The organism is Mycolicibacterium parafortuitum, assembly GCF_002086815.1.
GTDB classification, from domain to species: domain Bacteria; phylum Actinomycetota; class Actinomycetes; order Mycobacteriales; family Mycobacteriaceae; genus Mycobacterium; species Mycobacterium parafortuitum.
In genome coordinates this window covers 534,222-557,439 of record NZ_MVID01000001.1, presented here as the reverse complement: position 1 = coordinate 557,439, position 23,218 = coordinate 534,222, and the positions used below count along the sequence as shown (strand labels likewise).

The 23,218-nt window shown below is 68.3% G+C and carries 26 protein-coding genes; 11 read left to right on the top strand and 15 right to left on the bottom strand.

Translation table 11 applies throughout. The features are described from left to right. Positions 1-55: 55 nt before the first annotated feature. Positions 56-1,195: an acyl-CoA dehydrogenase family protein gene (locus BST38_RS02605; protein WP_083141646.1), complete on the bottom strand. Its 1,140-nt coding sequence runs from the start codon at positions 1,193-1,195 to the stop codon at positions 56-58. Positions 1,196-1,290: 95 nt separating this feature from the next. Here BST38_RS02605 and BST38_RS02600 point away from each other — a divergent pair, with 95 nt between their 5' ends. Beyond that, on the top strand, positions 1,291-1,776 hold the full coding sequence (locus BST38_RS02600; RefSeq protein ID WP_083141645.1) for a polyketide cyclase: 486 nt from the start codon (positions 1,291-1,293) through the stop codon (positions 1,774-1,776). Here the strand turns inward: BST38_RS02600 and BST38_RS02595 are convergent. From BST38_RS02595 to BST38_RS02565, 7 genes are read right to left on the bottom strand one after another with little or no spacing between them, the layout of a single operon-like run. Beyond that, on the bottom strand, positions 1,768-2,697 hold the full coding sequence (locus BST38_RS02595) for an alpha/beta hydrolase (protein WP_165761545.1): 930 nt from the start codon (positions 2,695-2,697) through the stop codon (positions 1,768-1,770). The genes BST38_RS02600 and BST38_RS02595 overlap by 9 nt on opposite strands. After that, positions 2,697-4,208 carry a flavin-containing monooxygenase gene (locus BST38_RS02590; protein WP_083141702.1) on the bottom strand — a complete coding sequence of 504 codons (1,512 nt, stop codon included), beginning with the start codon at positions 4,206-4,208 and terminating at the stop codon, positions 2,697-2,699. Before BST38_RS02590 ends, BST38_RS02595 begins: the two co-directional genes overlap by 1 nt. Before the next feature lie 8 nt (positions 4,209-4,216). After that, entirely contained in the window at positions 4,217-4,942 is a 726-nt protein-coding gene (locus BST38_RS02585) for an SDR family NAD(P)-dependent oxidoreductase (RefSeq protein ID WP_083141643.1), read from the bottom strand. Then, positions 4,942-5,697, bottom strand: a complete 756-nt coding sequence (locus BST38_RS02580) for an HpcH/HpaI aldolase family protein (protein ID WP_083141642.1) — start codon at positions 5,695-5,697, stop codon at positions 4,942-4,944. The genes BST38_RS02585 and BST38_RS02580 overlap by 1 nt, the downstream gene beginning before the upstream one ends. A 1-nt stretch (position 5,698) precedes the next feature. Next, a complete protein-coding gene (locus tag BST38_RS02575; RefSeq protein WP_083141641.1) occupies positions 5,699-6,667 on the bottom strand; it encodes a zinc-binding dehydrogenase in 969 nt (322 codons plus the stop codon). 1 nt (position 6,668) lies between these two features. Continuing rightward, positions 6,669-7,841, bottom strand: a complete 1,173-nt coding sequence (locus BST38_RS02570) for a cytochrome P450 (protein WP_083141700.1) — start codon at positions 7,839-7,841, stop codon at positions 6,669-6,671. 26 nt (positions 7,842-7,867) lie between these two features. Next, positions 7,868-8,572 (bottom strand): NIPSNAP family protein, encoded by a 705-nt coding sequence (locus BST38_RS02565; RefSeq protein WP_083141701.1) that lies wholly within the window; start codon positions 8,570-8,572, stop codon positions 7,868-7,870. A gap of 75 nt (positions 8,573-8,647) precedes the next feature. Between BST38_RS02565 and BST38_RS02560 the strand changes: the two genes are divergently transcribed. Both BST38_RS02560 and BST38_RS02555 read left to right on the top strand, forming a co-directional pair. After that, positions 8,648-9,487, top strand: coding sequence for an SMP-30/gluconolactonase/LRE family protein (locus BST38_RS02560; protein WP_083141640.1), 840 nt, complete (start codon positions 8,648-8,650; stop codon positions 9,485-9,487). Between the two features lie 22 nt (positions 9,488-9,509). Then, complete coding sequence (locus BST38_RS02555) at positions 9,510-10,316, top strand: thioesterase family protein (protein ID WP_083141639.1); 807 nt, start codon at positions 9,510-9,512, stop codon at positions 10,314-10,316. Between the two features lie 16 nt (positions 10,317-10,332). Here the strand turns inward: BST38_RS02555 and BST38_RS02550 are convergent, their stop codons facing one another. Next, positions 10,333-10,524 carry a ferredoxin gene (locus BST38_RS02550; protein ID WP_083141638.1) on the bottom strand — a complete coding sequence of 64 codons (192 nt, stop codon included), beginning with the start codon at positions 10,522-10,524 and terminating at the stop codon, positions 10,333-10,335. 44 nt (positions 10,525-10,568) lie between these two features. Between BST38_RS02550 and BST38_RS02545 the strand changes: the two genes are divergently transcribed. Together BST38_RS02545 and BST38_RS02540 are read left to right on the top strand one after the other, a co-directional pair. After that, positions 10,569-11,111 (top strand): TetR/AcrR family transcriptional regulator, encoded by a 543-nt coding sequence (locus BST38_RS02545; protein WP_181792032.1) that lies wholly within the window; start codon positions 10,569-10,571, stop codon positions 11,109-11,111. A gap of 9 nt (positions 11,112-11,120) precedes the next feature. Then, complete coding sequence (locus tag BST38_RS02540) at positions 11,121-11,735, top strand: TetR/AcrR family transcriptional regulator (RefSeq protein ID WP_083141636.1); 615 nt, start codon at positions 11,121-11,123, stop codon at positions 11,733-11,735. Here the strand turns inward: BST38_RS02540 and BST38_RS02535 are convergent. Continuing rightward, a complete protein-coding gene (locus BST38_RS02535; RefSeq protein ID WP_083141635.1) occupies positions 11,728-12,876 on the bottom strand; it encodes a DUF1214 domain-containing protein in 1,149 nt (382 codons plus the stop codon). The genes BST38_RS02540 and BST38_RS02535 overlap by 8 nt on opposite strands. Positions 12,877-12,950: 74 nt before the next feature. Between BST38_RS02535 and BST38_RS02530 the strand changes: the two genes are divergently transcribed. After that, positions 12,951-14,180 (top strand): sulfotransferase family protein, encoded by a 1,230-nt coding sequence (locus tag BST38_RS02530; RefSeq protein ID WP_083141634.1) that lies wholly within the window; start codon positions 12,951-12,953, stop codon positions 14,178-14,180. On the opposite strand, the gene BST38_RS02525 is transcribed toward BST38_RS02530, so the two are convergent. Next, on the bottom strand, positions 14,156-15,346 hold the full coding sequence (locus BST38_RS02525; protein ID WP_083141633.1) for a CaiB/BaiF CoA transferase family protein: 1,191 nt from the start codon (positions 15,344-15,346) through the stop codon (positions 14,156-14,158). The two genes, BST38_RS02530 and BST38_RS02525, sit on opposite strands and share 25 nt — an antisense overlap. Positions 15,347-15,441: 95 nt before the next feature. Between BST38_RS02525 and BST38_RS02520 the strand changes: the two genes are divergently transcribed. From BST38_RS02520 to BST38_RS02505, 4 genes are all read left to right on the top strand, one after another. Then, positions 15,442-16,557 carry a phosphotransferase gene (locus BST38_RS02520; RefSeq protein WP_110781452.1) on the top strand — a complete coding sequence of 372 codons (1,116 nt, stop codon included), beginning with the start codon at positions 15,442-15,444 and terminating at the stop codon, positions 16,555-16,557. Positions 16,558-16,654: 97 nt separating this feature from the next. Beyond that, positions 16,655-17,200 (top strand): TetR/AcrR family transcriptional regulator, encoded by a 546-nt coding sequence (locus BST38_RS02515; protein WP_083141631.1) that lies wholly within the window; start codon positions 16,655-16,657, stop codon positions 17,198-17,200. Positions 17,201-17,252: 52 nt separating this feature from the next. Then, entirely contained in the window at positions 17,253-18,740 is a 1,488-nt protein-coding gene (locus BST38_RS02510) for an aldehyde dehydrogenase family protein (protein WP_083141699.1), read from the top strand. A 4-nt stretch (positions 18,741-18,744) separates the two neighbouring features. Next, positions 18,745-19,194: a nuclear transport factor 2 family protein gene (locus BST38_RS02505; RefSeq protein WP_083141630.1), complete on the top strand. Its 450-nt coding sequence runs from the start codon at positions 18,745-18,747 to the stop codon at positions 19,192-19,194. Here BST38_RS02505 and rlmN read toward each other — a convergent pair. The 4 genes from rlmN to pyrH are packed head-to-tail and all read right to left on the bottom strand — an operon-like array spanning position 19,185 to position 22,529. Continuing rightward, complete coding sequence (rlmN, locus tag BST38_RS02500) at positions 19,185-20,282, bottom strand: dual-specificity RNA methyltransferase RlmN (RefSeq protein ID WP_083141629.1); 1,098 nt, start codon at positions 20,280-20,282, stop codon at positions 19,185-19,187. The two genes, BST38_RS02505 and rlmN, sit on opposite strands and share 10 nt — an antisense overlap. 33 nt (positions 20,283-20,315) lie before the next feature. After that, on the bottom strand, positions 20,316-21,194 hold the full coding sequence (locus BST38_RS02495; protein WP_083141628.1) for a phosphatidate cytidylyltransferase: 879 nt from the start codon (positions 21,192-21,194) through the stop codon (positions 20,316-20,318). Positions 21,195-21,196: 2 nt separating this feature from the next. Then, entirely contained in the window at positions 21,197-21,754 is a 558-nt protein-coding gene (frr, locus tag BST38_RS02490) for a ribosome recycling factor (RefSeq protein WP_083141627.1), read from the bottom strand. Between the two features lie 31 nt (positions 21,755-21,785). Further along, on the bottom strand, positions 21,786-22,529 hold the full coding sequence (gene pyrH, locus BST38_RS02485; protein WP_083141626.1) for a UMP kinase: 744 nt from the start codon (positions 22,527-22,529) through the stop codon (positions 21,786-21,788). 265 nt (positions 22,530-22,794) lie between these two features. On the opposite strand from pyrH, the gene BST38_RS02480 reads away from it, so the two are divergent. Next, entirely contained in the window at positions 22,795-23,217 is a 423-nt protein-coding gene (locus BST38_RS02480) for a carboxymuconolactone decarboxylase family protein (RefSeq protein ID WP_083141625.1), read from the top strand. The last annotated feature ends 1 nt before the right edge of the window (position 23,218 follow it).

Here is a 23,218-nt window from a genome sequence, read left to right as displayed (position 1 = left end):
AACACAACGCCGACCACCGCGGCGACACACCCCGCGGCAACGACCCACCACCGTTTTAGCGTCCCGGTGTGTAGTTCGGGCGGCCGAGCCCGAGCGCGTGCTGCGCGATCATGTTGCGGAACACGTCGAGCGTGCCGCCGTAGATGCCTGTCGGCAACGAAAGCCGGAACAGGTACTCGGCATTCAACCCCTCGGGCACCGCAGACCTCGTGCCGCCGATGTCCATCAGCTCCGGCGTGATGTCCCGCATCGTCTGCGCAATGGCGACCCGACCGAACATCTCCGGTGTGCTCAGCGCCGCCTCCAGCCGGGCGATGCTGCGTCCCAGCCGATACGCCACCGAACCATCGTCGAGCCGCTCGCCGACCGTCCCCGCGATCCGGTCCACCTCCTCGGCGAGCAGCAACGCATGTTCGGTCATCACCGCGAGCTTCTGCAGCCCGTCCGTGGCCCGCTCCCCCGTGCCGTGCTCAGCGTTGAGCGCCTCCCGCAACACACCCCATCCCCCGTTGACCGGCCCGATGCGGTACCGATCAGGAACCCGCACATCGCTGTAATACGTAATGTTGGTCCGGTCCCCGTCGACCGTGCGCAGCGCCTGAATCTCGACCCCCGGCGAATCGAGCGGCAGCAGGAACATCGTCAGGCTCTTGTGTTTCGGCGCGTTCGGATCGGTGTTGGTGACCAGGTACACGTACTGCGCGTGGTGCGCGTTCGACGTGAACATCTTGGATCCGTTGACTATCCAACCGTCACCGTCCCGCACCGCCCGCGTCTTGCACGTCGCGATATCCGACCCACCCTCGGGTTCGGTGTATCCCAGACACAGCCGGCACCTACCCGCCAGCACGTGCGGCAACACCTCGGCCTTGAGCTCCTCCGAACCGAAATGGTCGACCGCGTTCGCCACCATCGCCGTGGTGGGCCAGTGGAACCACGGAGTATGCGCCCGGCTGACCTCCAGCTCGAAGATCCGCCGTTGCACCGCGGTGAACCCGCCGTCGGCCTCCGCACGCCAGTCCCGCTCCAGATACCCCGCCGCCCCCAACGCGAGATGCACCTGCTCGTCGAAGTTGTCCCCGGTCTCCCGATCGCGGCGCAGCACATCGTCGGTGACCACCGACGCAAGGAACTCACGCACCTCGTCACGAAACGCGCGATCCTCGTCGGACAGAGTCACTTCCGAGAAGTCCATCGTCACACCCCCATCCGGCACATCCGCTTGGCGCGTACCCCGGAGCGTGACATTATGACGATGCTTTGTAAAGTGACCGCGAAAGGCGGACCAGCGTGGGAATCGTGACGACGACCTCGGAGACAGCGTTCACCCAGGCCCCTGAGGTGATCTATGACTTCGTGACCAATCCGGTCAACTGGACGAAGACGTATCCGGGCAGCGCGCACGTCGGCACGACCCCCGGGAAGCTGCCCCTGGAGGTCGGCGACACCTGGACCGAGACCGGGCCCGACGGATCCCGCATCTTCACCTGGCACCTCGCGATCGCGATGCGCCCCAAACTGTGGATGTTCAACTCCGTCGGCAACCTCGGCCACGACGCCGGCGGCAACGGCGGGATGCCGGGCCGCATCACCGTGCAGTACAAGTTCACCGAGCCCGGCCCCGGCGTCACGCTGTTCAGCCGCACCATGACCGTTGAGGCGTACCGTGATTCACCGCTACCCGACGGCTTCTTCCGTACCGTGAACCCCGCCAACATCGACGCCTACCACGCCGCGGTCGCCCGTGAGCTCGCGGAGCTGGAGAGCTCAGCGTAGGAATGCCCTGCGCAGCGCCGCGCCCTGGATCTCGAACAGCTGGGTGCTGATCTCCCATTCCGGAACCAGCGAATCGAAACCATGACAGGTTCCGCTGATCACGTGCAGCTCGGCGCTCACGCCTTCCCACATCAGCCGCAGCGCATAGTCGATCGCCTCGTCACGCAGCGGATCCAACTCCGAACACGTGATCAGCGCCGGCGGCAGCGACGCCATCTCGGTGATGCGTGACGGCACCGCGGAGTCGGGCAGCGGAACGTCGCCGGCGTAATGCCGCCACATCCACGCGACCGCTTCGGCGTCGAAACCCGGCGTGGTGGTGAACTCCTGCTTCGACGGGGTCGCGCGGTCGTCGAGCACCGGCTGGTGCAACAGCTGGAACACCACCGGCGGCGCCTCCCCCGCCGCCGAGCGCTGCGCCAACCCGGCCGCCAACGCCGCGCCCGCGCTGCTTCCGGCCACGGCGATCACCGACGCGTCGATGCCCAGTTCGGCCGCGCAGCGCACAGCCCACTCCAGGATCGCCGCCGCATCCTCCTGCGCGGCTGGATATGGATGCTCGGGTGCCAGCCGGTAATCCATCGACAGCACGGTGCAGCGGCCCCGGCGAGCCAGCTCGATGCACTGCCGGTGGTCGGTGTCGAGGTTGCCCAGCACGAAAGCCCCGGAATGGCAGTAGATCACCGCTGGGGACTGCGGCGGCCCGCCTCGGTAGATCCGCACCGTGATCGCATGCCCGGCGGGCACCGCCACATCGCGCTGTTCGACCTCGACGCCGATGAGGTCCGCGGTGCGGGCCGTTTCGGCCCTGCGCTGATTCAGTGAGTCCCGTACCGCCCCGAGCACGGGCGGGGACAGATCGGTGCGCGCGGCGATCAGGTGCCGCAGCGCCGGGTCCAGACGTTCGGCGATGTCGCGCATCACTGCTGCGCCGCGGTCTGGGCGCCGACGTCGATCGGTGCGCGCCGGCAGGAGGTTTCGCTGAACTCGTAGTCCCCGGGGCGGAACCATCGGGTCAGCGCCCAGAAGTCCCGCGCGCTGCGGGGCCACTGGGTGACGACGCGGCCGTTGGGTGCGCGGAAGTAGCTGCTACACCGGGTCAGCCAGACGGTGCCCTGCATCCAGGTGTCGATCTTGTCGAGGTAGCGCTTCATCACGTCCGGCCGCACCTCGACGTAGGACCTGTTCCTGCGCCGCATGTGGGCGAGCGCCCGCACGATGTAGTGCGCCTGGGCCTCCAGGATGAAGATCACGCTGTTGGAGCCGACGTTGGTGTTGGGTCCGTAGAGCATGAAGAAGTTGGGGTAGCCCGGGACGGTCATCCCGAGATAGGCATAGGCACCGTTGCGCCACGTCTCACCCAGCGCGGCACCGTCGACGCCGCGGACGTCGATCTGCCCGAGATAATCGGCCGCGGCATATCCGGTGGCGCACAACACCACATCGACGTCGAGTTCGGTGCCGTCCTCGGTGACCAGAGTCCGCGACCGCAGCGCACGTGCCGGGCTGGACACGACCTCGACGTGTGGTTTCGTCAGCGCCTGCAGGTAGTCCGTCGCGAACACCAGCCGCTTGCACCCGAGCGGATGGTCGGGCGTCAGCTTGGCGCGAAGCTCGTCGTCGGGGACGGTCGCCTCCAGCGTGCGCAGCGCGATGTTCTTGAACTCCTCGGTCTTGTCGCTGCCGTGCTCGATCACCGAGATGTTGGACTCGCTGCGCAGCCACAACCGGGTCCGGTAGATCTTCTTCGCCAGCGGGATGTGGGCGAACATCCATTTCTCCCGCGCGGTGTACGGGCGGTCGGGCTTGGGCAGCACCCACGTCGGGGACCGCTGCACCGAGTACACCTTGGCCGCCTTCTTGGCCACTTCCGGAACCAGCTGGGCCGCGGTGGAACCCGTCCCCAGCACCGCCACGCGGGCGCCGCTCAGATCCACCGAGTGGTCCCATTTCGCGGTGTGCATGATCGTCCCGGTGAACGGCTCCTCCTCGACGAGGTCGGGCATCACTGGCTGGGTGAACAGCCCGATCGCCGAGACGACGATGTCGAATCGGCGTTCCTCACCGGTCGACGTGGTCAGCACCCACTGGTGCTGTTCGGAAAGCCATGTCGCCGAGACGATCTCGGTGTTCAACCGGAGCTTGTCGGACAGCTCGTAGCGTTGTGCGCACCGCTCGAAGTACTCCAGGATCTCCGGCTGGCCGGACCACAGCCGCGACCAGTGCGGGTTCAGGTCGAACGAGTACGAGTACAGGTGCGACTTCACATCGCAGGCCAGGCCGGGATAGGTGTTGATCCGCCAGGTCCCGCCGACGCCGTCCTCGCGGTCGAAGATGGTGAAATCGTCGAACCCCGCCTTGCGCAGGAAGATCCCGAGCGCCAGCCCACCGGGACCGGCACCGATGATGCCCACGGACATAGCTCTGGCCATGACGGTCGTCATCCAATCTGCAGGGACTGCCCACCGTCGACGATGAGCTCGGATCCGGTGATGAAGCTGGCGTGCTCGGACAGCAGGAAGGCCACCGCGTCGGCGATCTCCATCGGCTTGCCGATCCGGCCCATCAGTGCCCGCTCGGCGAGCCGGGTCTGGGTCGTGTCGTCGAGCATCGGCGTCTCGACGGGCCCGGGGAACACCGCGTTGACCCTGATCCCGGACGTGGCGAGCTCGACGGCGGTGACCTGGGTGAGCCCGCGCAGCGCCCACTTGGACGATCCGTACGCGGCGTGGTTCGGGAACGGGCGGACCGCTCCGGTGCTGCAGGTGTTCACGATCGCCGCGCCCTCGGCCGCACGCAGGTGCGGCAGAGTGGCCTGGATGCCGAGGAACGGGCCGAGACAGTTCACCCGCCAGCTTCCCTCGAAGCCCGACGGTGTCTCGTCGGCGATCGAGGCACGGTGCAGCACACCGGCGTTGTTCACCAGCGCGGTGATCTCCCCGAAGTGCCCGATGACCTCGTCGACCGCCCGCGCCCACTGCTCGGCGGAGGTGACGTCGAGTTCCACCGGGACGGCTCGGTCCGTGCCCAGGTCGGCGACGGTGCGGGTGACGTCCTCGACGAGGAGGTCACACGCCGCGACCCGATAGCCGTCCTGCAGCAGCCTGCGCACGATCGCCGCGCCCTGCCCGCGGGCGGCGCCGGTCACCAGCGCGACGGGCGTCATCAGGGCGTCTCCCCTCGCGCGTCGGCGAGATGCGCGGCGGCGCCACGGCGCAGCGCCTGCGATTCGGAGGCGAGCGTGATCATCTGAAATCCCTTCTGCGCCACGCTTTTGCCGACCGTGCCCACGTTGGCGTGGATCGCGCTGACCACACCGGCCTCGGTCGCGACCCGCTGGATACGACCGATCGCGTCGAGCACCTCGGGGGTCGAGAACGCCTGCGTCGGGCCGTGTCCCATCGACAGCGCGAGATCGGCCGGGCCGACGTAGATCCCGGCCAGCCCGTCCACCGCGCAGATCTCGTCGACGGCGGCGAGTCCCGCGGCCGTCTCGATCATCGCGAACACCGACGCGCGCTGCTGCAACTCCACGGGGTCCAGCCCGAGGCTCGCCCGCAACGGGCCGAAGCTGCGGATTCCGTCCGGGACGTAGCGGCTGGCGGCGACCGCGGCCGCGGCCGCAGCGGCGGATTCGACCATCGCGATGATCACTCCGTCGGCTCCGGCATCGAGTACCCGCCCGATCGGCGCCGGTGCCGCATCGGGCAGTCGCACCAGCGTCGCGATCGGCACGTGCTCGAGCCGGCGCAGCATCAGCGCGACGTCGGCATCGCTGAGATACCCGTGCTGGACGTCGAATCCGACGTAGTCGTAACCCGCCGCGGCGTACTCCTCGGGTCCGATCACCGTCGGCCCCACCACCCAGCCGCCCCACACGTGGGGTTTCCCGGCGAGCGCGTCCTGCAGTCTGCTGGTCATGTCACTCCACGATCGCGATCTTGATCCGCCCGGGCACCGGCCGCGACGCCAGCTCGAAGGCGGCCGGTACCTCGTCGACGCCGTAGGTGTGCGTCAGGTAGCGGTCGAGCAGGCCGGGATGCGCGGCGGTGAATTCGCCGGCCTGTCGCAGCATTCGGCGGCGGTCCATCGTGACACCGGACTTCAGGGTCAGGTTGTTGCGCAGCATCGTGCGCATGCTGATCGGATACGAATCATCATCGGGCACACCGAAGTAGAAGACGAACCCGCCGAACGCGGCGGCCTCCACCGCGTGCGAGAGCGTCGCGACCTGATGCCCGACCGCCTCGATCACGACGTCGGGTTTGGCGCCGGCGCTCAGGTGGCTCACCCACCGGTCGCTGGTGGCCCGCACGACGGTGTCCACGCCGAACGCGGGCCCGATGTCGCTGCGGTCCACGGGGTCCACCCCGGTGACGTGCGAGGCCCCGGCCACCTTGGCGACGTAGGAGAACAGCAGGCCGATCGAGCCCTGGCCGAGCACGGCGACGTGGCGACCGGTCAGGTCGGGCATCTGCTCGACGGCGTAGAGCACGCACGCCAGCGGCTGCAGCGCGACAGCGTGCGCCGGGCTCAGCGACCGGTCGTAGGAGACCAGGCCGTCGCCGTCGGCGGCCACCTGTTCCATCAGCCCGTCGAACCCCGACGCCCAGCCGACGACGCGGTCGCCGGGCCGATGGTCCGGATGGCGGCTGGCCATTACCTCTCCGGCGATCTCGTGGATCGGGAAGCCGTCCTTCCCGGCGGCCTGCGTGCCGGTGTCGAACGGCAGTCGGCCCTTGACGCCGCGGAACCCGGGCAGATCGCTTCCGCAGATGCCTGCGGCGAGGAACCTCAGCAGCACCTGACCGTCGCCCAGCGATTCCGGGGAGCGCTGCGGCACATCGGTTTTCTCGAAGGTGTACGGCGCGACGAGTCGGTAGGCCCACACGTCACACCTCCACGGGTAGCGAGTTCCAGCCCCACTGGAAGCTCGACGGCGGCCGCGACGCCGCGGCGGTGTCGACCGTGAAGTCAGGGACCCGGTTGAGGAATTCGGTCACCATGGTCGTGATCTCGAGGCGGGCCAGGTGTGCGCCCAGGCAGAAGTGTTGCCCCCTGCCGAAAGCCAGCAGCCGCGGGATCGGACGGTTCCACACGAACTCGTCCGGCCGGTCGTATTCGCGCTCGTCGCGGTTGGCGGATGCCAGGAGCGAGATGATCCGCTGTCCTGGCCGGATCGTGGTGTCGTGCAGGGTGAACGGCCTACGCAGGGTTCGCGCGAACCACTGGGCGGGTGCGCAGTACCGGATCATCTCCTCTCGGGCGACCGCGACGTTGGCGCTGAGGTCGGACCGGACCTCGGCGAGCTGATCGGGGTGGCTCGTGAGCTCCCACAGCCCGTGCGCGACGATCTTCGGCACGGTTTCGGTGCCGCCGATGAACACTCCGAGCAATTGCACCGCGGCCTCGGTGTCGGAGAGCTCGGAACCGTCCGGCAGCCGGTAGGCCAGCAGGTTGTCCACGATGGGCAGACCGCCGGGCCCCTCGGCCCTGGCCCGCTGGACCACCGGGGTGAGGTACTCCAGGTAGCCCGGCCGCGCATTGGCCACCTCCACCCCGCTGCCCGGCTGCGCGAGGCTGCCCGCATTGACGGTGGCGAGCACGTCGTCGGCCAGATCCGTTGGCAGGCCGACCAGTTCGCACACGATCGACGCCGCGACGATCCCGCCGTAGTCCTGTGTCAGATCGAACCGGCCCTTGGGCAGCAGCTCGTCGAGGCGCTCGTTCGCCAGCACCCGGATCCGCTCGCCGAGCCTGGTGACGTTCTTGGGCCGGAACGGTGCTGCCGTGCAGCGGCGCACCTCGTCGTAGATCGGGGTGTCGAAGTTCGCGTGGAACGGCATCGGATGCAGCGGCGGATCCGGCACCGGGCCGTCGTTGTGGGTGGCCAGCACCGTCGCGGCGGGCAGCGTCCCTTCCGATGCGACGAACGTTCCGTCGTTGATCTCCAACACGTTCCAGATGTCGTCGAACCGCGACAGCGCGTAGGTGTCCCACTTCTCGAGGTAGTGGACGGGGTGCTGGTCGCGCAGCACGCGGTAGTACGGCAGCGGGTCGGCCATCACCGCCGGATCGAAGGGGTCGTACGTCACTGCAGCGGCGACGGGGGCAGAGCGGCCAGGATCGAGTCCTCCCACCCGTCGCGCAGCGCGGGAGCCACGCTCATCCACGTGACGATCTCGGCGGGCGGGCTGTCCTTCCACGACGGGTAGTGATTCTCGAAGACGTCCCAATCCCCTTCCAGCGCCCAGTAATGAATCACCTCGTTGAACCTGAACGTGGTGATGAACGAGCCGAGCCAGCGCTTCCCGGTGGACTCCGACCACGGCACGTAGAGGCGTTCGAGCTCGCGGATGTAATCGTCCTGCCTGCCGGGTTTGGTCTGCATGATCTCCTGGATCACCAACCCGGCCTTGAAATCCGCGGCCTGCAGCTGGGCCAGCGTCTTGTTGGCCCGCCCGGCGTACATGATGCGGCCTTCACCGCGGGCTCCGGTCTCGCGCAGGAAGGTCGACCACTTCGCCGCGGCGGACTCGTGGCTGCCGCCGCGCGCCTGGGCCCGCCCGATCCGGGCGTAATCGGCGAACGCGTCGATCTCCCAGATGATCGTGACCTGCGGCCAGTGCCCGTTGTAGGGGGTCGTCTCCCAGATCGCGAACAGCCTGGCGCCGAGCTCGCTCATCATCGGGTGGTACACGGCGCTGAACTCTGCGACGAACTCGTCGCCGCGCGCCGATCCGAGATCGATGGTCTCGTGCAGATAGAGCAGAGTGTGGCTGTGGTACTTCTTCATGTTCACGACATGCTCCTGGTTGACAGCTGCACCCAGCGAGCGTGACACTTGTCGCGTGTTTTGTAAAGTCACGAAATGACCTTGACCTCGTTGGCGGACGGTTTCTGCTTCGGTGAGGGCCCCCGCTGGTTCGAAGGCCTGGTGTGGTTCTCCGACATGCTCGGCGAGGCGGTACACACCGTGACCCTCGACCGCGAGATGAGCACCCTGGCGCTTCCCGGGCATGCGCCGTCGGGCTTGGGCTTTCGCCCCGACGGGACACTGCTGATCGTGTCCACCGAACGCCGCCAGATCCTCGGGTACGACGGCGAGTCCGTGGTGACGGTCGCCGACCTGGCCGACATCGTCCCCGCCACCCTCGGCGACATGGTGATCGACCGGCACGGGTGCGCGTACGTCGGCTCGCAGGCCCGCGACGGCGGGGTGATCGTGCGTGTCGATCCGTCGGACGGGACGTCCGAGGTGGTCGCCGGCGACCTGGAGTTCCCGAACGGGATGGCGTTGACGCCCGACGGCGCGACGTTGATCGTCGCCGAGTCGACGGGCCGGCGACTGACGGCCTTCGACGTGGCCGAGGACGCAACGCTGCGCGGCCGCAGGGTGTTCGCCGACGGACTCGACGGCCCGCCGGACGGGATCTGCCTGGATGACGACGGCGGTGTGTGGGCCGGCATGACGCTGGCCCACCAGTTCGAGCGGATCGTCGACGGCGGCGAGGTCACCGATCGCATCGACATCGGTGAGCGCACCGCGATCGCGTGCGCGCTCGGCGGACCCGAGGGCCGCACGCTGTTCTTGGTGACGACCCCGGACGCGTACCCCGATCGGGTCCGCGGCACGCGGTTGTCCCGTCTCGACGCCACCACCGTCGACGTCCCGGCCGCCGGCTTCGTCGCCGACGCGCATCACCACTGACCAGGTACTGAAAGGGTTGGCCGTGTCCGATTCCTATTACGAACTCGTCGACGCCGACGGCGAGCACGGCGAGAAGTTCGCCGCGACGGATTTCGTGCGCAGCACGTGGTCGGCGGCGATCCAGCACGCGGCACCGGTTTCGGCGCTGCTGGTGCGCGGGCTGGAGCACTGCGAGCGCCGCGACGACACCCGGTTGAGCCGGGTCCTGGTCGACCTGCTCGGCCCGGTGCCCGCCGAGGGCGACTTCTGGGTGCGCACCCGCCGGGAACGCTCCGGCAAGCAGATCGAGCTCGTCAGCGCCGAGATGCTCGCGCCCGGGCCCGACGGCGCTCCCCGGCCGGTCGCCAAGGCCAGTGGCTGGCGGTTGCAGACCCTCGACACCGCGGCCGTGGAGCACGCCCCGGCCGAGCCGCTGCGCCCCGTCGAGGAGGCCCGCAGCCGCGACATGAAGAAGGACTGGGACCGCAACTACGTCCACAGCCTGGACTGGCGGTGGCTGACCGTCCCGATGGGCGACGGGCCGGGCGAGTCGTGGATCAAACCCGAAGTGGACCTGGTCAGTGGCGAGACGATGACGCCGCTGCAGCGGTTGTTCGCCGTCGCCGACGACGCGAACGGCATCGGCACCAAACTCGACATCCGCAAGTGGACGTTCCTGAACACCGATCTCGCGGTGCACATCCACCGGGTGCCCGAGGGCGAGTGGATCGGGATCCGTGCCGAAACCAATTACGGCCCGGACGGAATCGGCAGCACGCTGGGCCGGCTCTTCGACCAGACCGGCGCGATCGGGGCGATCCAGCAGTCCGTGCTGGTGCGCCCGCGCTGACCGGGCCGCGGAGGCATCAGTCGAGCAGGGTGAGTGCGGCCGCGGGGCACTGGGTGACCGCCTGCCGCATGCGGTCGCGGTCCGATCCGGGACGCTCGGCGCCGTGGATCACGAGGGTGCCGTCGTCCTGCACCTCGAACACGTCCTCGGCGATGGATTCACAGATGCCATGGCCAGTGCACTTGGCGAGATCTACCACGACCTTCACCCGAACAGCGTGACACTCGACGGATAATTTGTAAAGCTATATCCATGCCGCAGCCGGTGCCGGATCCCCGAGATCCGGACAACGCGACCCGCCAGCGCATTCTGGTCGCCACCGCAGAGGTGCTGGGCCGCAACGGCACTGCCAAACTGTCGCTGTCCGAGGTGGCCAGCCAGGCCGGAGTGTCGCGCCCGACCCTGTACCGGTACTTCGCCGACAAACGCGACCTGCTCGACGTGTTCGTCGTGTGGGAGCGGCAGTACTACGAGCGCGCGATCGCCGAGGCCACCGCGGAGCTGCCCAGGCACGAGCGCCTCGACGCCGCGCTGCGGATCATCGTCGAGAACCAGTTGTCGTACCCCGGGCTGCGCATGATCGACGTGGAACCCGACCAGGTGATCCGGCGGATGGCCGAGGTCCTGCCGCTGATGCGGGAGCGCCTGCAGCGGTTGTGCACCGGCCCCGACGCGGCACTGGCGGCGGCCACCGCTGTGCGCGTCGCGATCTCGCAGTACCTGGTGCGCAGCGACGACACCGACGACTTCCTCGCCCAGTTACGCCACGCCGCGAGGGTCAAGCCCGATCGGTAAGGTGCTGCCATGGGGCGCAAGGGGTGGGGCGGCGTACCGCCGGCCGACGACACCGAAGCGCGCCAACGCATCCTCGCCGCCGCACTGGCGAGCATCGAACGCCGCGGGCCCGCGTTGACCACCCTGACAGAGGTGGCCGCCGACCTCGGCATCACCCGGCCCACCGTCTACCGTCACTTCGGTTCGACCGACGAACTCCTGGCCGCCGCAGCCGAGATCGCGCTGGGTCACTGGACGGCGCGGATCGGCCGGATGGCGGAAATGCGGGAGGACCCTACGGATTTTCTCGTCGACGCGGTCGCGTATCTGATCGAGAAGCTGCCCGGCGAACCGCTGCTGGCGATGATGCTCGAGACCGACCGGATGCGCGTGATGAGCAGACAGATGGTGATGCCCGCCGCGGTCCGGCGTTCGAAGAGCATGCTCGTGCAGACCCGGTTCGATTGGGCGGCCCTGGGTTTCACCGGCCGCCGGCTCGACGATCTGGTGGAATTCCTGCTCCGGATGATCCAGTCGATGGTGATCGCACCGCCGGACCCGCCGCGCGGGCCGGCGGCGCTGCGCTCCTATCTGCGGCAGTGGATCGCGCCGGTGCTCGCCGCGGGCACCGACGGCGTCAGCTGACGCCGGTGGGCGCCTGGTCGACCGGCACCACTGTCGTGGCGGGGTGCTCGGGCAGGTCGTCGGCGAGGAACCAGCGGAACGACATCAAACCCTCCGGATGCCCCTTGGTCGACAGCGCGTTCGGATGCGTGAGCTGTTCCATGCTGACGACGATGGTCACCGAACCATCGGAATTCGGCACAGCAGAGCCGGAATTGATTCCGGCTCTGCCGTATTCGACGTCGAGGGCGGCCATGTACTGATTCCACAGGGTCAGGTTCCAGAACCGGCACTTCGGGTGGGTGGACGTGATGACCAGCGCCTCGCCGGGTTCCAGCGAGAACCCACCGAGGCTGTAACACGCGTCCTGCATCGAGAAGCCGTGGGTCGCCGCGCCGGCCCGGTACGGCGGAGCCAGGGTGTTCAGGCTCAGCGACTGCCCGTCGGCCAGTTCGACGGGTGTGCGTTCCATCAAGATCAGCGGAATGAGCGCATACATGTCCTGGGCGAATCGCAGCGTGGCCCGCAGCGACTTCGCCACGTCGGCATCGGTTTTCGCCGGCACGACGGGCAGCCCGGCGTGGTCGACGACCTCGATGTCCCATTGCACCCTGGCACCGGCCTCCGGGTGTTCGTGGTAGTCGCGGGTGATGATGCCACGGGCGTCGGGAGCCAACTCGATGAACGGTCCGGTGTAGCCGTCCAGCCGGCGCGGGCCGAGCAGGCAGGTGAACCGCCCGTCCTCACCGATCGGCATGTCCGCGTCGTAGAGCAGCCCGACCGTGCGGTTCGGCCATGCACCCGGCTCGGGTTCGTTGTACACGGTGATCGAGTACATGACGCTGTCGTTCGGGACGCCACTGACGCGATAGGTCCGGCGCGGGTCGACCACGGCGTACCCGTAGTAACAGTCGGTGTTGTCGCCACCCCAGCGCCGGTCGGGCCGGAACGGGGTCAGCGTGTCGATGAACCTCGGCGCCACCGGATCGGCGAAGAAGTGCATGTCCATCGACAGTGCCAGCATGGTGGCAAGGTTCTGGTAGCCCTCGGCGACCGCGGCCTGACCGCGCACCGCCTTCGGCCCGTCGAGGAACAGCGTGTCGAAATCGGCGAAGGCGGAAAGCAATTCGCGCCATGCGGCCGCGCTCTCGGAGGAGGACATGACCGCATGATATCGACAAATTTACAACGCAACACTACTTGTAAGTTCTGTAATGGTCGAGTAGCGTCCCCGCCGTGGCCGTGCACATCACCGACCTGGCCCGCCCGACGTTCACGCCGGAGGCCCGGCAGATCATCGACGGCATGGCCGCGATGGCGCCGTACTGCCCGCTCACCGCCGACGCCCTGCACGAGCAGGCGGCCGCACAGACCGGCCTGACCGATTTCGGCGACCAGGGCTACCGGGAACGAATGGCGGTGCTGCTGCAGGCGTTCGAGGAACTCCCCCGGTTCACCGCGTTCGGGCGCACCTACGCGTTCTCACTGATGCTGACCTTTCTCAAGGGCCGGCTACAGGTCGTCGACCACCTCAAGCGTCACCCCGAGGTGTTCGACATCGACGTCACCGCGCCGTTGATCATCGCCGGGTTACCCAGAACCGGCACCACCCATTTGCACAGCCTGCTCGCCGCCGACCCGGCGCTGCGTTCACTCCCGTACTGGGAGGCGCAGGAACCGTTACCCCCGCCGGGCGAGGAGGGCACGAGCGAACCACGCCGGCAGCGTACCGGCGACGCGCTGAACATCTCGAACACGCTGATGCCCTATTTCCAGCTGATGCACGAGATGACGATCGACCACATCCACGAGGACATCGGGCTGATGGTGCAGGATTTCGCCAGCGGCTTCTTCACCACCCTCACCCACCTGCCGCGGTGGTCGGACTACCTGCGCGACAACGATCAGACGCCCGGCTACCAGTTCCTGCGCATGATGCTGCAGGTACTCCTGCACCAGGACGGCAGGGCGCGGCGGTGGGTGCTCAAGAGCCCGCAGCACCTCGAGCAGTTCGTCCCGATCATGAACGTGTTCCCGGACGCGACATTCATCGTCACCCACCGCGATCCGGTCGACGTATCGGTGTCGATGGCCACGATGATGACCTACACGATGCGGATGAGCGTCGACGAGGTCGACGTGCCCACCGTGGCCGGGTACTGGATCGACCGCATCGACGAGATGCTGTCGGCGTGCCTGCGCGATCACGACAAGCTACCTGCCGAACGCACCATCGACGTGCGCTTCGACGAGTTCATGTCCGACGATCTGGCGATGGTGCAACGGGTTTGGGACACGGCGGGCTACTCCCCGACCGACGAGTCCCGCGCGGCCGTGGCCGAGTATCTCACCGGGCACACCCGGGGCCGGCTGGGCACCGTGGACTACCGCGCCGAGGATCTCGGGCTCGACAAGGACGAGCTGCGCGCGCGGTTCGCGCCCTACGTGGACCGGTTCGTCCGCTGAGCGATCTCGGCGAGCACCTCATCGGTGTGTTGCCCGAGTTCGGGTGCGCTGGCGCGCATCTCGACCGGGGTACCGTGAAAGTCCGCCGGGGTGGCCACCATCGGCACGCTGCCGGCCTCGTCGTCGGGCACGTAGACGATCCCGCCCGCGGCGTGGAACTGCTCGTCGGCGAGCACGTCCTCCATCGAGTTGATCGGCGCCCAGAACACGTCCGGGTGCGCGGCGAACACCTCGGCCCACTCGTCGAGGGTCCTGGTCGCGAAGATCTCGTCGAGCTCGGCGATCAGCGTGTGCGCGTTGGCCGCCCGCGCCCGCCCGGTGGCGAACCGTTCGTCGGCGAGCCAGTCGGTGCGCTGCACCGCGGCGCACAGCGCAGGCCAGTGCCGCTCACCCTGCAGGCCCACCAGCCAGAACCGCCTGCCGTCGCCGGCGGTGTAGTTGTTCATGCACGGGTTACCCATCGACTCGCGTTGGCCGATCGCGATCGGCGCGCCGGTGATCAGGAACGTGGTCAGGTCGAAGCTGACGGTGTAGGCGCCCTGCCGATACAACGACGTGGTCACCAGCTGCCCTTGCCCGGTGCGCGCGCGGGCGACGAGCGCGGCGCAGATCGCGCCCGCCAGTGTCGTGCCCGCGGTGTGGTCGCCCATGCCGCCACGCTGGAACGGCGGTGTCTGCCCGGGCCGCGTCAACAGGTGGGCCAGGCCGGCCCTGGCCCAGAATGCCGCGACGTCGTAGGCCGGCCGGTCGGCGTCGGGGCCTTCGTCGCCGTACCCGGTGATCAGCCCGTACACCAGGCGCGGGTTCATCCGCGCGACGGCCTCGAAATCCAGCCCGATGCGTTGCAGCGCGGCGGCCCTGATGTTGGTCACGAACACGTCGGCGTCCTCGAGAAGCGCCCGCGCGCTGTCCTGGCCCTCCGGCGTCGTCAGGTCCAGCACCACACTGCGCTTGTTGCGGTTGTCCATCTGGAACGGCGGGCTCACGTGGTGGCGGTCGGCGGGTGGGATCCCGAGCATCCGGCCGAAGGTGCGGGCCGGGTCACCGGCCGGGGGCTCGATCTTGACGACGTCGGCACCCCAGTCCGCGAGGATGCCGCCGGCCGCCGGGCCGGCCACCCACACCCCGAGTTCGACGACCCGGACGCCCTCCAGTGGACCCGCCATACCGTCTTCCCTTCCGAAAGTACGGGATGCTTTACAGTCCATCGCTATCTTGTAAAGCAAACCCATGTTGCCGGCCCAAGCCTAGGAGGCTCGCGTTGCCCGCCCTGACCCATCGGATCGCACCTGCGCTGGGCCTCGCCTCGCATCTTGGTCGCGGGGTGCGCCGAATCGGCACCGACACGCTCATCGGGCGGCTGCTGTCGATGCCGCGCACCGTCGCCGATCTCGACCCGGCGGCGATGTCGGCCCTGCTGGGCCGGTCGGTGACCGCGGTCTCGGTTCTGGACGGGGACGCCGGAACGTCGTCGCGGGCGCGCCTGGCCCTGACCGGACGCGACGTCCCGTCGACGGTGTTCGTCAAGATGGCCGCCGAGACGGTCGCGACCCGGCTGATGGGAGAACTGGGCAACCTGGCCCACACCGAGACCCGCTTCTACCGCCTGCTCGCGCCGGAGCTGGCCGGGCTGCCCCGCTGCTACGGCGGCCGGTTCAGCCCGGTCACCGGTCGTTACGTACTGATACTGGAAGACCTGGCGGTCAGCGGCTGCGAGTTTCCCGACACCCTGCACCCGATCGACGCCGACCGGGCCGCACAGGTCGTCGAACTGCTCGCGCGGTTGCACGCGACGTTCTGGGGCAGAGTTCCCGGCTGGCTGTACGCGGCGTCGGAGGACAGTGCGTCCCTGCTCACCGCGCCACTGCTGAAAACCTCGGCCCGCAGGCTCGCCGAGCGCACCGACCTGCCGATCGGGCGCGGCCGCTTCATCGACGAGAACTACCGGGCGGCCGCGGCGCTGATCGACCGGGCACCGCACACCGTGATGCACGGAGACGCCCACCCCGGCAACCTGTACTTCCGGGACGGGCAGCCCGGGCTGCTGGACTGGCAGGCCGTCCGGCGTGGCCACCCCAGCCGGGAGCTCGCCTACACCCTGATCACCAGCATGACCGCCGAGAGCCGACGAGATACCCAGCGCGACCTGCTCGACGTGTACCGCGGCGCGCTGTCGGCCGCGGGCGGCCCCGACCTCGACCGCGACGAGCTGTGGGACCGGTACCGGCAGAGCGCGTTGTACCCGTACGTGGCGGCGCTGATCACCGCGGGTATGGGCGGTATGCAGGACGAGACGATCGCGCTCAAGGGACTCGCACGGGCGCTGGAGGCGCTCGACGACCTTGAGACCACCGCACTGTTGCAGAAGAGCTTGTGACCGACACCGCTTGTGACCGACACCGCGCCGCGCGCCGTCCGCAGCGGGGCGGGCCACGCTTTACGATCGACACCGAACCCGTAAGTGAGGCCGGTACGTGAACCAACCTGTCAGTGACACCAACGGCACCGACGACATCTCGACGCGACAACGCATCCTGGTGGCTACGGCCGAGGTACTCGGCCGTAGCGGGCAGACGAAACTGAGCCTGTCAGAGGTCGCGCTACAGGCCGGTGTCTCGCGCCCCACGCTGTATCGCTGGTTCGCCGACAAGGCGGCCCTGCTGGAGGCGTTCGGCGTGTACGAGCGCGAGATGTTCGAGACCGGGATCCTGAAGGCGACCGCGGGCCTGCGCGGCACCGAACGCGTCGACGCGGCGATGCGCTTCATCGTCGAGTACCAGCAGTCCTATTCCGGTGTCCGGCTCGTCGACATCGAGCCCGAGGTCGTCATCGCCCGGCTGTCCCACATCATCCCGCTGATGCGCGCGCAGTTGGAGAAGCTGTTGCCCGGCGCCAACGGCGCGGTCAAGGCGGCCACCGCGGTCCGGGTCGCGGTCTGCCACTACATCGTGCGCGCCGACGACGACGACCAGTTCCTGGCCCAGCTGCGGCATGCGGTCGGCATCCGCCCCACCGACTGATCGATCGACCAAACGGGCTGACAGTCAGCCCAAAATTTGTAATGCTGTGGCGATGACGACAACGGAGACCGAGACCGGGGTGCTCGCCGGCGACGAGCGCATGCTGATCGACGGCGAACTGCAATTGACCGGCAGTGGCGCCACATTCGACGTGATCCACCCGGCCAGCGAGCAGGTCGCGGGCACGGCGACCGACGGCACCGTCGACGACATGGCCCGCGCCGTCGGGGCGGCGCGCCGCGCGTTCGACGAGACCGACTGGTCGCGCGACCTGGACTTCCGTTACCACTGCCTGACCCAGCTGCACGACGCGCTGGAGCGCAACAAGGAACGCCTGCGCCGCATCCTGATCACCGAGGTCGGCTGCCCGGTGACGGTGACCGGCAGCCAGATCGAGAGCCCGATCGAGGAAGTCAAGCACTGGGCCGAGCACGGCAAGAACTTCGACTACCTGGTCGACAACGGCCTGCACGACACCCCGCTCGGCCCGGCCCGGCGCAAGATCCACTACGAGCCCGTCGGCGTCGTCGGCGCGATCACGCCGTGGAACGTGCCGTTCTACCTCAACATCGCCGAGACGGTGCCCGCGCTGATGGCCGGAAACACCGTGGTCCTCAAGCCCGCTCAGCTGACCCCGTGGTCAGGCACCGAGTACGGCCGCATCGTGGCCGAGGAGACCGACATTCCCGCCGGGGTGTTCAACGTCGTGGTCTCCAACGCCAACGAGGTCGGTGCCGCGCTGTCGGCCGACCCGCGGGTGGACATGATCACGTTCACCGGCTCGACGGCGACCGGGCGGGCGATCCTGGCCGCCGGCGCGCCGACGGTGAAGAAGACGCTGCTCGAGCTCGGCGGCAAGTCCGCCCACATCGTGCTCGACGACGCCGACTTCAACACCGCGCTGTCGATGGCCGCGATGATGGCATGCGTGATGTCGGGCCAGTCCTGCATCCTGCCGAGTCGGATTCTGTTGCCGCGCAGTCGTTATGACGAGGGCATCGAGATCCTCAAGACGATGATGGAGAACTTCCCCGTCGGCGACCCGTGGACCCAGGGCGTCATGCAGGGCCCGCAGATCAGCGACACCCAGCGCCAGAAGGTGCTGGGCCTGATCAAATCCGGTGTCGATTCGGGGGCACGTCTGGTCACCGGCGGCGGGATCCCGGAGAACCTGCCGGTCGGTTACTACACGCAGGCGACGCTGCTCGCCGACGTCGATCCCGATTCGCAGGTGGCCCAGGAGGAGATCTTCGGCCCGGTGCTGACCGTGACCCCCTACGGCAGCGACGACGAGGCCGTCGCGATCGCCAACAACACGATCTACGGCCTGTCCGGCGAGGTCAGCGGCGGGGACCTGGAGCGGGCCTTCAACATCGCGACCCGCATGCGCACCGGCAACGTGACCATCAACAGCAAGAGCCACTTCGGCATCGGCAGCCCGTTCGGCGGCACCAAGCAGTCCGGCCTGGGCTACCGCAACGGCGAAGAGGGCTACAAGGAGTACCTCGACGCCAAAACCATTGGCATGCCGGATCAGTGATCGGATGAGCGAGGTTCCGACGGTCGCCGACGAACTGGAGATCCGGGCACTGCTGAGCCGCTATGCCCGCGGTGTCGACACCAAGGACTGGGAGCTGTACCGCTCGGTGTTCACCGAGGACGCGCGGATCGACTACTCGTCGGCCGGTATCCCGCCGGGTTCACGCGACGAGATCGCCGACCTTTTCAGCAAGGCGTTCGAGGCGATCCCGTGGACGATGCACTACATCACCAACGTCGAGATCACCGGCTTCACAGCGGATCCCGACGGCGACACCGCCACCGTGCGCGCGATGTTCTACAACCCGATGCAACTGCCCGGCATGTCCGAGCAAAGCAGCTGTGGCGGTTACTACTTCCATGACCTGGTGCGCACGCCCGACGGCTGGCGCAGCCGCCATCTGCGCGAGGACAACGTCTGGTTCGTCAACAGGCCGGGCGCGGTTCAGCCCTGAGCGGCCAACTGCCCGCACGCGGCCGCGATCTCGCGACCGCGGGTGTCGCGCACCGTGCAGGACACCCCGCGCTCGCGGACCCGGCGGACGAACTCACGCTCGACAGGTTTGGGACTGGCGTCCCATTCACTGCCCGGGGTCGGGTTCAGCGGGATCAGGTTCACGTGCACCAGCGGGCCGAGCTTGCCGTGCAGCTTCTTACCGAGCAGATCCGCGCGCCACGGCTGATCGTTGACGTCGCGGATCAACGCGTACTCGATCGACACCCGGCGCCCGGTCACATCGGCGTAGTAGCGCGCCGCGTCGAGGACCTCGTCGACCTTCCAGCGGGTGTTCACCGGCACCAGCGTGTCCCGCAGCTCGTCGTCGGGGGTGTGCAGCGACAGCGCGAGCGTCACGTTGAGCTTCTCGTCGGCGAGCTTGCGGATCGCCGGCGCCAGCCCGACCGTCGACACCGTGACCGAGCGTGCCGAGATGCCGAAGCCGTTGGGTGCCGGGGCAATGATCCGCTTCACGGCGGCGACCACCCGGTTGTAGTTGGCCAGCGGTTCGCCCATGCCCATGAAGACGATGTTCGACAGCCTGCCACCGTCGCGGTTGCGCAGTTCCGCGGCGGCGAAGCGGACCTGTTCGAGGATCTCGGCGGTCGACAGGTTGCGCTTCAGACCACCCTGGCCGGTCGCGCAGAACGGGCAGGCCATCCCACAGCCGGCCTGTGACGAGATACACACGGTGTTGCGGTCGGGATAGCGCATCAGCACCGACTCGAACGTCGTCTTGTCGTTGGCCCGCCACAGCACCTTGCGGGTCTCGCCGCGGTCGCATTCGATCTCGCGAGCGGGCTCCAGCAGCGGCGGGAACAGCGCGGCACCCACCTGGTCGCGGACCGCCGCGGGCAGGTCGGTCATCTGCTGCGGATCGGCGATCAGCCGGCCGAAATACTGGTTGGCCAGCTGTTTGCCCCGGAACGCCGGCAACCCGAGGTCGGAAACGGCCGACGCGCGCTCGGCGTCGGTGAGGTCGGCGAAGTGCCGCGGCGGCAGCGCGCGGCGCGGGGCATCGAAGACGAGCGGCAGTGGATTCGGCATGACTGCGCTCCAGTATCCCCTGCTGACGGGCGCTCAGGCCAACAGCGTGAGCACGATCCAGGTGGCGACCGCCGACGGCAGCATCGCGTCGATGCGGTCCATCATGCCGCCGTGGCCGGGCAGCAGGTTGCTCATGTCCTTGATGCCGAGATCGCGCTTGAACTGCGATTCCACCAGGTCGCCGAGCGTTCCGGTGAGCACCAGCATCAGGCCCAGCGCGACGCCGGCCCACCACGGCTTGTCCAGCAGGAAGACCACGGCCACCACCGACGCCGTGACGCCGAACAGCAGTGATCCGGCCAGCCCCTCCCAGGACTTCTTGGGGCTGATCGCCGGGGCCATGGTGTGCTTCCCGAACAGCACCCCGGCCACGTAGCCGCCGATGTCGGAGAACACGACGCCGAGCATCAGGCAGAAGACCCGGTTGGCGCCGTCGTCGGGATAGATCAGCAGCGCGCCGAAGCTCGCGAACAGCGGTACCCAGGTAGCGACGAACACCGTGGCGGAGATGTCGCGCGTGTAGTTCTGCGGGGTGTGGTTGAGGCCCTGTCCGACCAGCCGCCAGATCATGCACACCACGACGGTGGCGGCGAACGCACCCAGCGCGCCGGTCGGGCCGAACGGCCAGGTCAACCACAGGGTGGCCTGCCCGCCGACCAGCAGCGGGATCATCGGTATCCGGTAGCCGGCCTCACCCAGGCGGCTGCAGACCTCAAAGGTGGCGATCGCGACCGCGGCCGCGACCAGGGCCAGCCACAGGTACGGCGCGAAGAGCAGGATCGCGATGAGTCCGCCGCCGAGGGCGACGCCGACGGCGATTGCTGCGGGCAGATCGCGGCCAGCGCGCGACGACTTTTTCGGCGGCTCGTCGACCGGCTTGGCTTCCACGGGAGTCGAGTGCTGGTCGGTCATCCTCAGACCTCCAGCAGCTCGCCTTCCTTGTGCTTGACCAGTTCGTCGACCTGGCTGGTGTACTGGTGGGTGCTCTTGTCGAGGTCCTTCTCGGCGCGGGTCACCTCGTCCTCGCCGGCGTCGCCGTCCTTCTTGATGCGCGCCAGCTCCTCCATCGCCTTACGGCGGATGTTGCGGATCGACACCTTGGCGTCCTCGCCCTTGGACTTGGCCTGCTTGACCAGGTCGCGGCGGCGCTCCTCGGTGAGCTGAGGAATGGACACCCGGATGATGTTGCCGTCGTTGGTCGGGTTCACGCCGAGGTCGGAGTTGCGGATGGCGTCCTCGATGGGCCGCAGCTGGTTGGCCTCGTAGGGCTTGATCACCACCATGCGCGCCTCGGGCACGTTGATGCTGGACAGCTGCGTGATCGGGGTCGGCGAGCCGTAGTACTCGATGTGGATCCGGTTGAACATCGCCGGGTTGGCACGGCCGGTACGAATCGACGCCAGGTCGTCCCGTGCCACCGACACGGCCTTCTCCATCTTCTCCTCGGCATCGAAGAGGGTTTCGTCGATCACTGTGTAATCTCCCGTCGCTGTCGCCCGCCGGTCACGTGGTGACCAGCGTTCCGATCTTCTCACCTGCGACCGCGCGAGCGATATTGCCATCGGTGAGCAGGTTGAACACCAGAATCGGCATTCCGTTGTCCATGCACAAACTGAACGCCGTCGCGTCGGCCACCTTGAGACCGCGGTCGATGACCTCGCGGTGGGTGATCGCGGTGAGCAGTTCCGCGTCCGGGTTGATCCGCGGATCGTCGGTGTAGATGCCGTCGACGGCCTTGGCCATCAGCACCACCTCGGCACCGATCTCCAGCGCGCGCTGCGCCGCGGTGGTGTCGGTGGAGAAGTAGGGCAGGCCCATGCCCGCACCGAAGATGACCACGCGGCCCTTCTCCAGATGCCGCACCGCGCGCAGCGGGATGTACGGTTCGGCGACCTGCCCCATGGTGATGGCGGTCTGCACGCGGGTGTCGATCCCTTCCTTCTGCAGGAAGTCTTGCAGTGCAAGGCTGTTCATCACCGTGCCGAGCATGCCCATGTAGTCGGAGCGGGTTCGCTCCATACCGCGCTGCTGCAACTGGGCGCCGCGGAAGAAGTTCCCGCCGCCGATCACCACCGCGACCTGGGCACCGCTGCGCACCACCTCGGCGATCTGGCGCGCGACCTGGGCCACCACGTCGGGATCGAGTCCGACCTGGCCGCCGCCGAACATCTCACCGCCCAGCTTGAGCAGCACCCTGGAAAAGCCGGGCCTGTGCACGGGGGTCTGGTCGGCGACTGGTTCCGCCATCGGGCTCCTTCCGGTCCGCAGACGAGGTTGCCCTCGACAAGACGACACCCCAATCCTGCCAAACCCCGCGCCATCCGCTGGCAATTGGGGCCCGTTGCACCGCGAGCGCGCGTGTCTGCGCCCCGACACGCCGCGCGCCTCGGCAGTCCGCGCACGCTCGTCGCCGCCCACCGTCACGTTCGTGCCGCTTGTCTCGTCTTCTCTGTGACCGACGCCCACCGAAGGAGACCGCCATGGCGACCCGGACCATGTTGAGCCCCGGACCATGTTGAGCAACGCCGCACCCAACGCGTACAAGACCGCCATCCTGCTGTCCGAGCAGGCCGACGCGGCCGCACTGGCCGCCGGCGTCGACCCGTTGACCCTGGAACTGGTCCGGATCCGGGTCTCACAGCTCAACGGGTGCGCCTTCTGTCTGCGGATGCACACCCGCGACGCGGTGACCAAAGGGGAGACGGCCGATCGGCTGGCCGTGCTGTCGGCGTGGCGGGAGACGGGCTACTTCTCCCCCGCCGAGCGCGCGGCGCTGGCGATCGCCGAGGACATCACCCACATCGCCGCGCCGGCGCGCGACGACGACACCAGCGCCGTCAGCGCACAGCAGGCCGCCACGCTGCGCTGGGTCGCGGTGGCGATCAACGCGCTCAACCGCGTCGCGATCTCCAGTCACTACACGGTCAAACCCTGAC

Bases quoted from the DNA above. Each gene is read 5' to 3' on its own strand.
- BST38_RS02560 (WP_083141640.1), top strand. From the start codon at position 8,648: ATGACCTTGACCTCGTTGGCGGACGGTTTCTGCTTCGGTGAGGGCCCC.
- BST38_RS02595 (WP_165761545.1), bottom strand. From the start codon at position 2,697: ATGCGCGACATCGCCGAACGTCTGGACCCGGCGCTGCGGCACCTGATC.
- BST38_RS02565 (WP_083141701.1), bottom strand. From the start codon at position 8,572: ATGAAGAAGTACCACAGCCACACTCTGCTCTATCTGCACGAGACCATC.
- BST38_RS02590 (WP_083141702.1), bottom strand. From the start codon at position 4,208: ATGGCCAGAGCTATGTCCGTGGGCATCATCGGTGCCGGTCCCGGTGGG.
- BST38_RS02525 (WP_083141633.1), bottom strand. From the start codon at position 15,346: ATGGCGGGTCCACTGGAGGGCGTCCGGGTCGTCGAACTCGGGGTGTGG.
- BST38_RS02545 (WP_181792032.1), top strand. From the start codon at position 10,569: ATGCCGCAGCCGGTGCCGGATCCCCGAGATCCGGACAACGCGACCCGC.
- BST38_RS02540 (WP_083141636.1), top strand. From the start codon at position 11,121: ATGGGGCGCAAGGGGTGGGGCGGCGTACCGCCGGCCGACGACACCGAA.
- rlmN (WP_083141629.1), bottom strand. From the start codon at position 20,282: ATGCCGAATCCACTGCCGCTCGTCTTCGATGCCCCGCGCCGCGCGCTG.
- BST38_RS02585 (WP_083141643.1), bottom strand. From the start codon at position 4,942: ATGACGCCCGTCGCGCTGGTGACCGGCGCCGCCCGCGGGCAGGGCGCG.
- BST38_RS02480 (WP_083141625.1), top strand. From the start codon at position 22,795: ATGTTGAGCAACGCCGCACCCAACGCGTACAAGACCGCCATCCTGCTG.
- BST38_RS02605 (WP_083141646.1), bottom strand. From the start codon at position 1,195: ATGGACTTCTCGGAAGTGACTCTGTCCGACGAGGATCGCGCGTTTCGT.
- BST38_RS02535 (WP_083141635.1), bottom strand. From the start codon at position 12,876: ATGTCCTCCTCCGAGAGCGCGGCCGCATGGCGCGAATTGCTTTCCGCC.
- BST38_RS02505 (WP_083141630.1), top strand. From the start codon at position 18,745: ATGAGCGAGGTTCCGACGGTCGCCGACGAACTGGAGATCCGGGCACTG.
- BST38_RS02495 (WP_083141628.1), bottom strand. From the start codon at position 21,194: ATGACCGACCAGCACTCGACTCCCGTGGAAGCCAAGCCGGTCGACGAG.
- pyrH (WP_083141626.1), bottom strand. From the start codon at position 22,529: ATGGCGGAACCAGTCGCCGACCAGACCCCCGTGCACAGGCCCGGCTTT.
- BST38_RS02580 (WP_083141642.1), bottom strand. From the start codon at position 5,697: ATGACCAGCAGACTGCAGGACGCGCTCGCCGGGAAACCCCACGTGTGG.
- BST38_RS02510 (WP_083141699.1), top strand. From the start codon at position 17,253: ATGACGACAACGGAGACCGAGACCGGGGTGCTCGCCGGCGACGAGCGC.
- BST38_RS02570 (WP_083141700.1), bottom strand. From the start codon at position 7,841: ATGGCCGACCCGCTGCCGTACTACCGCGTGCTGCGCGACCAGCACCCC.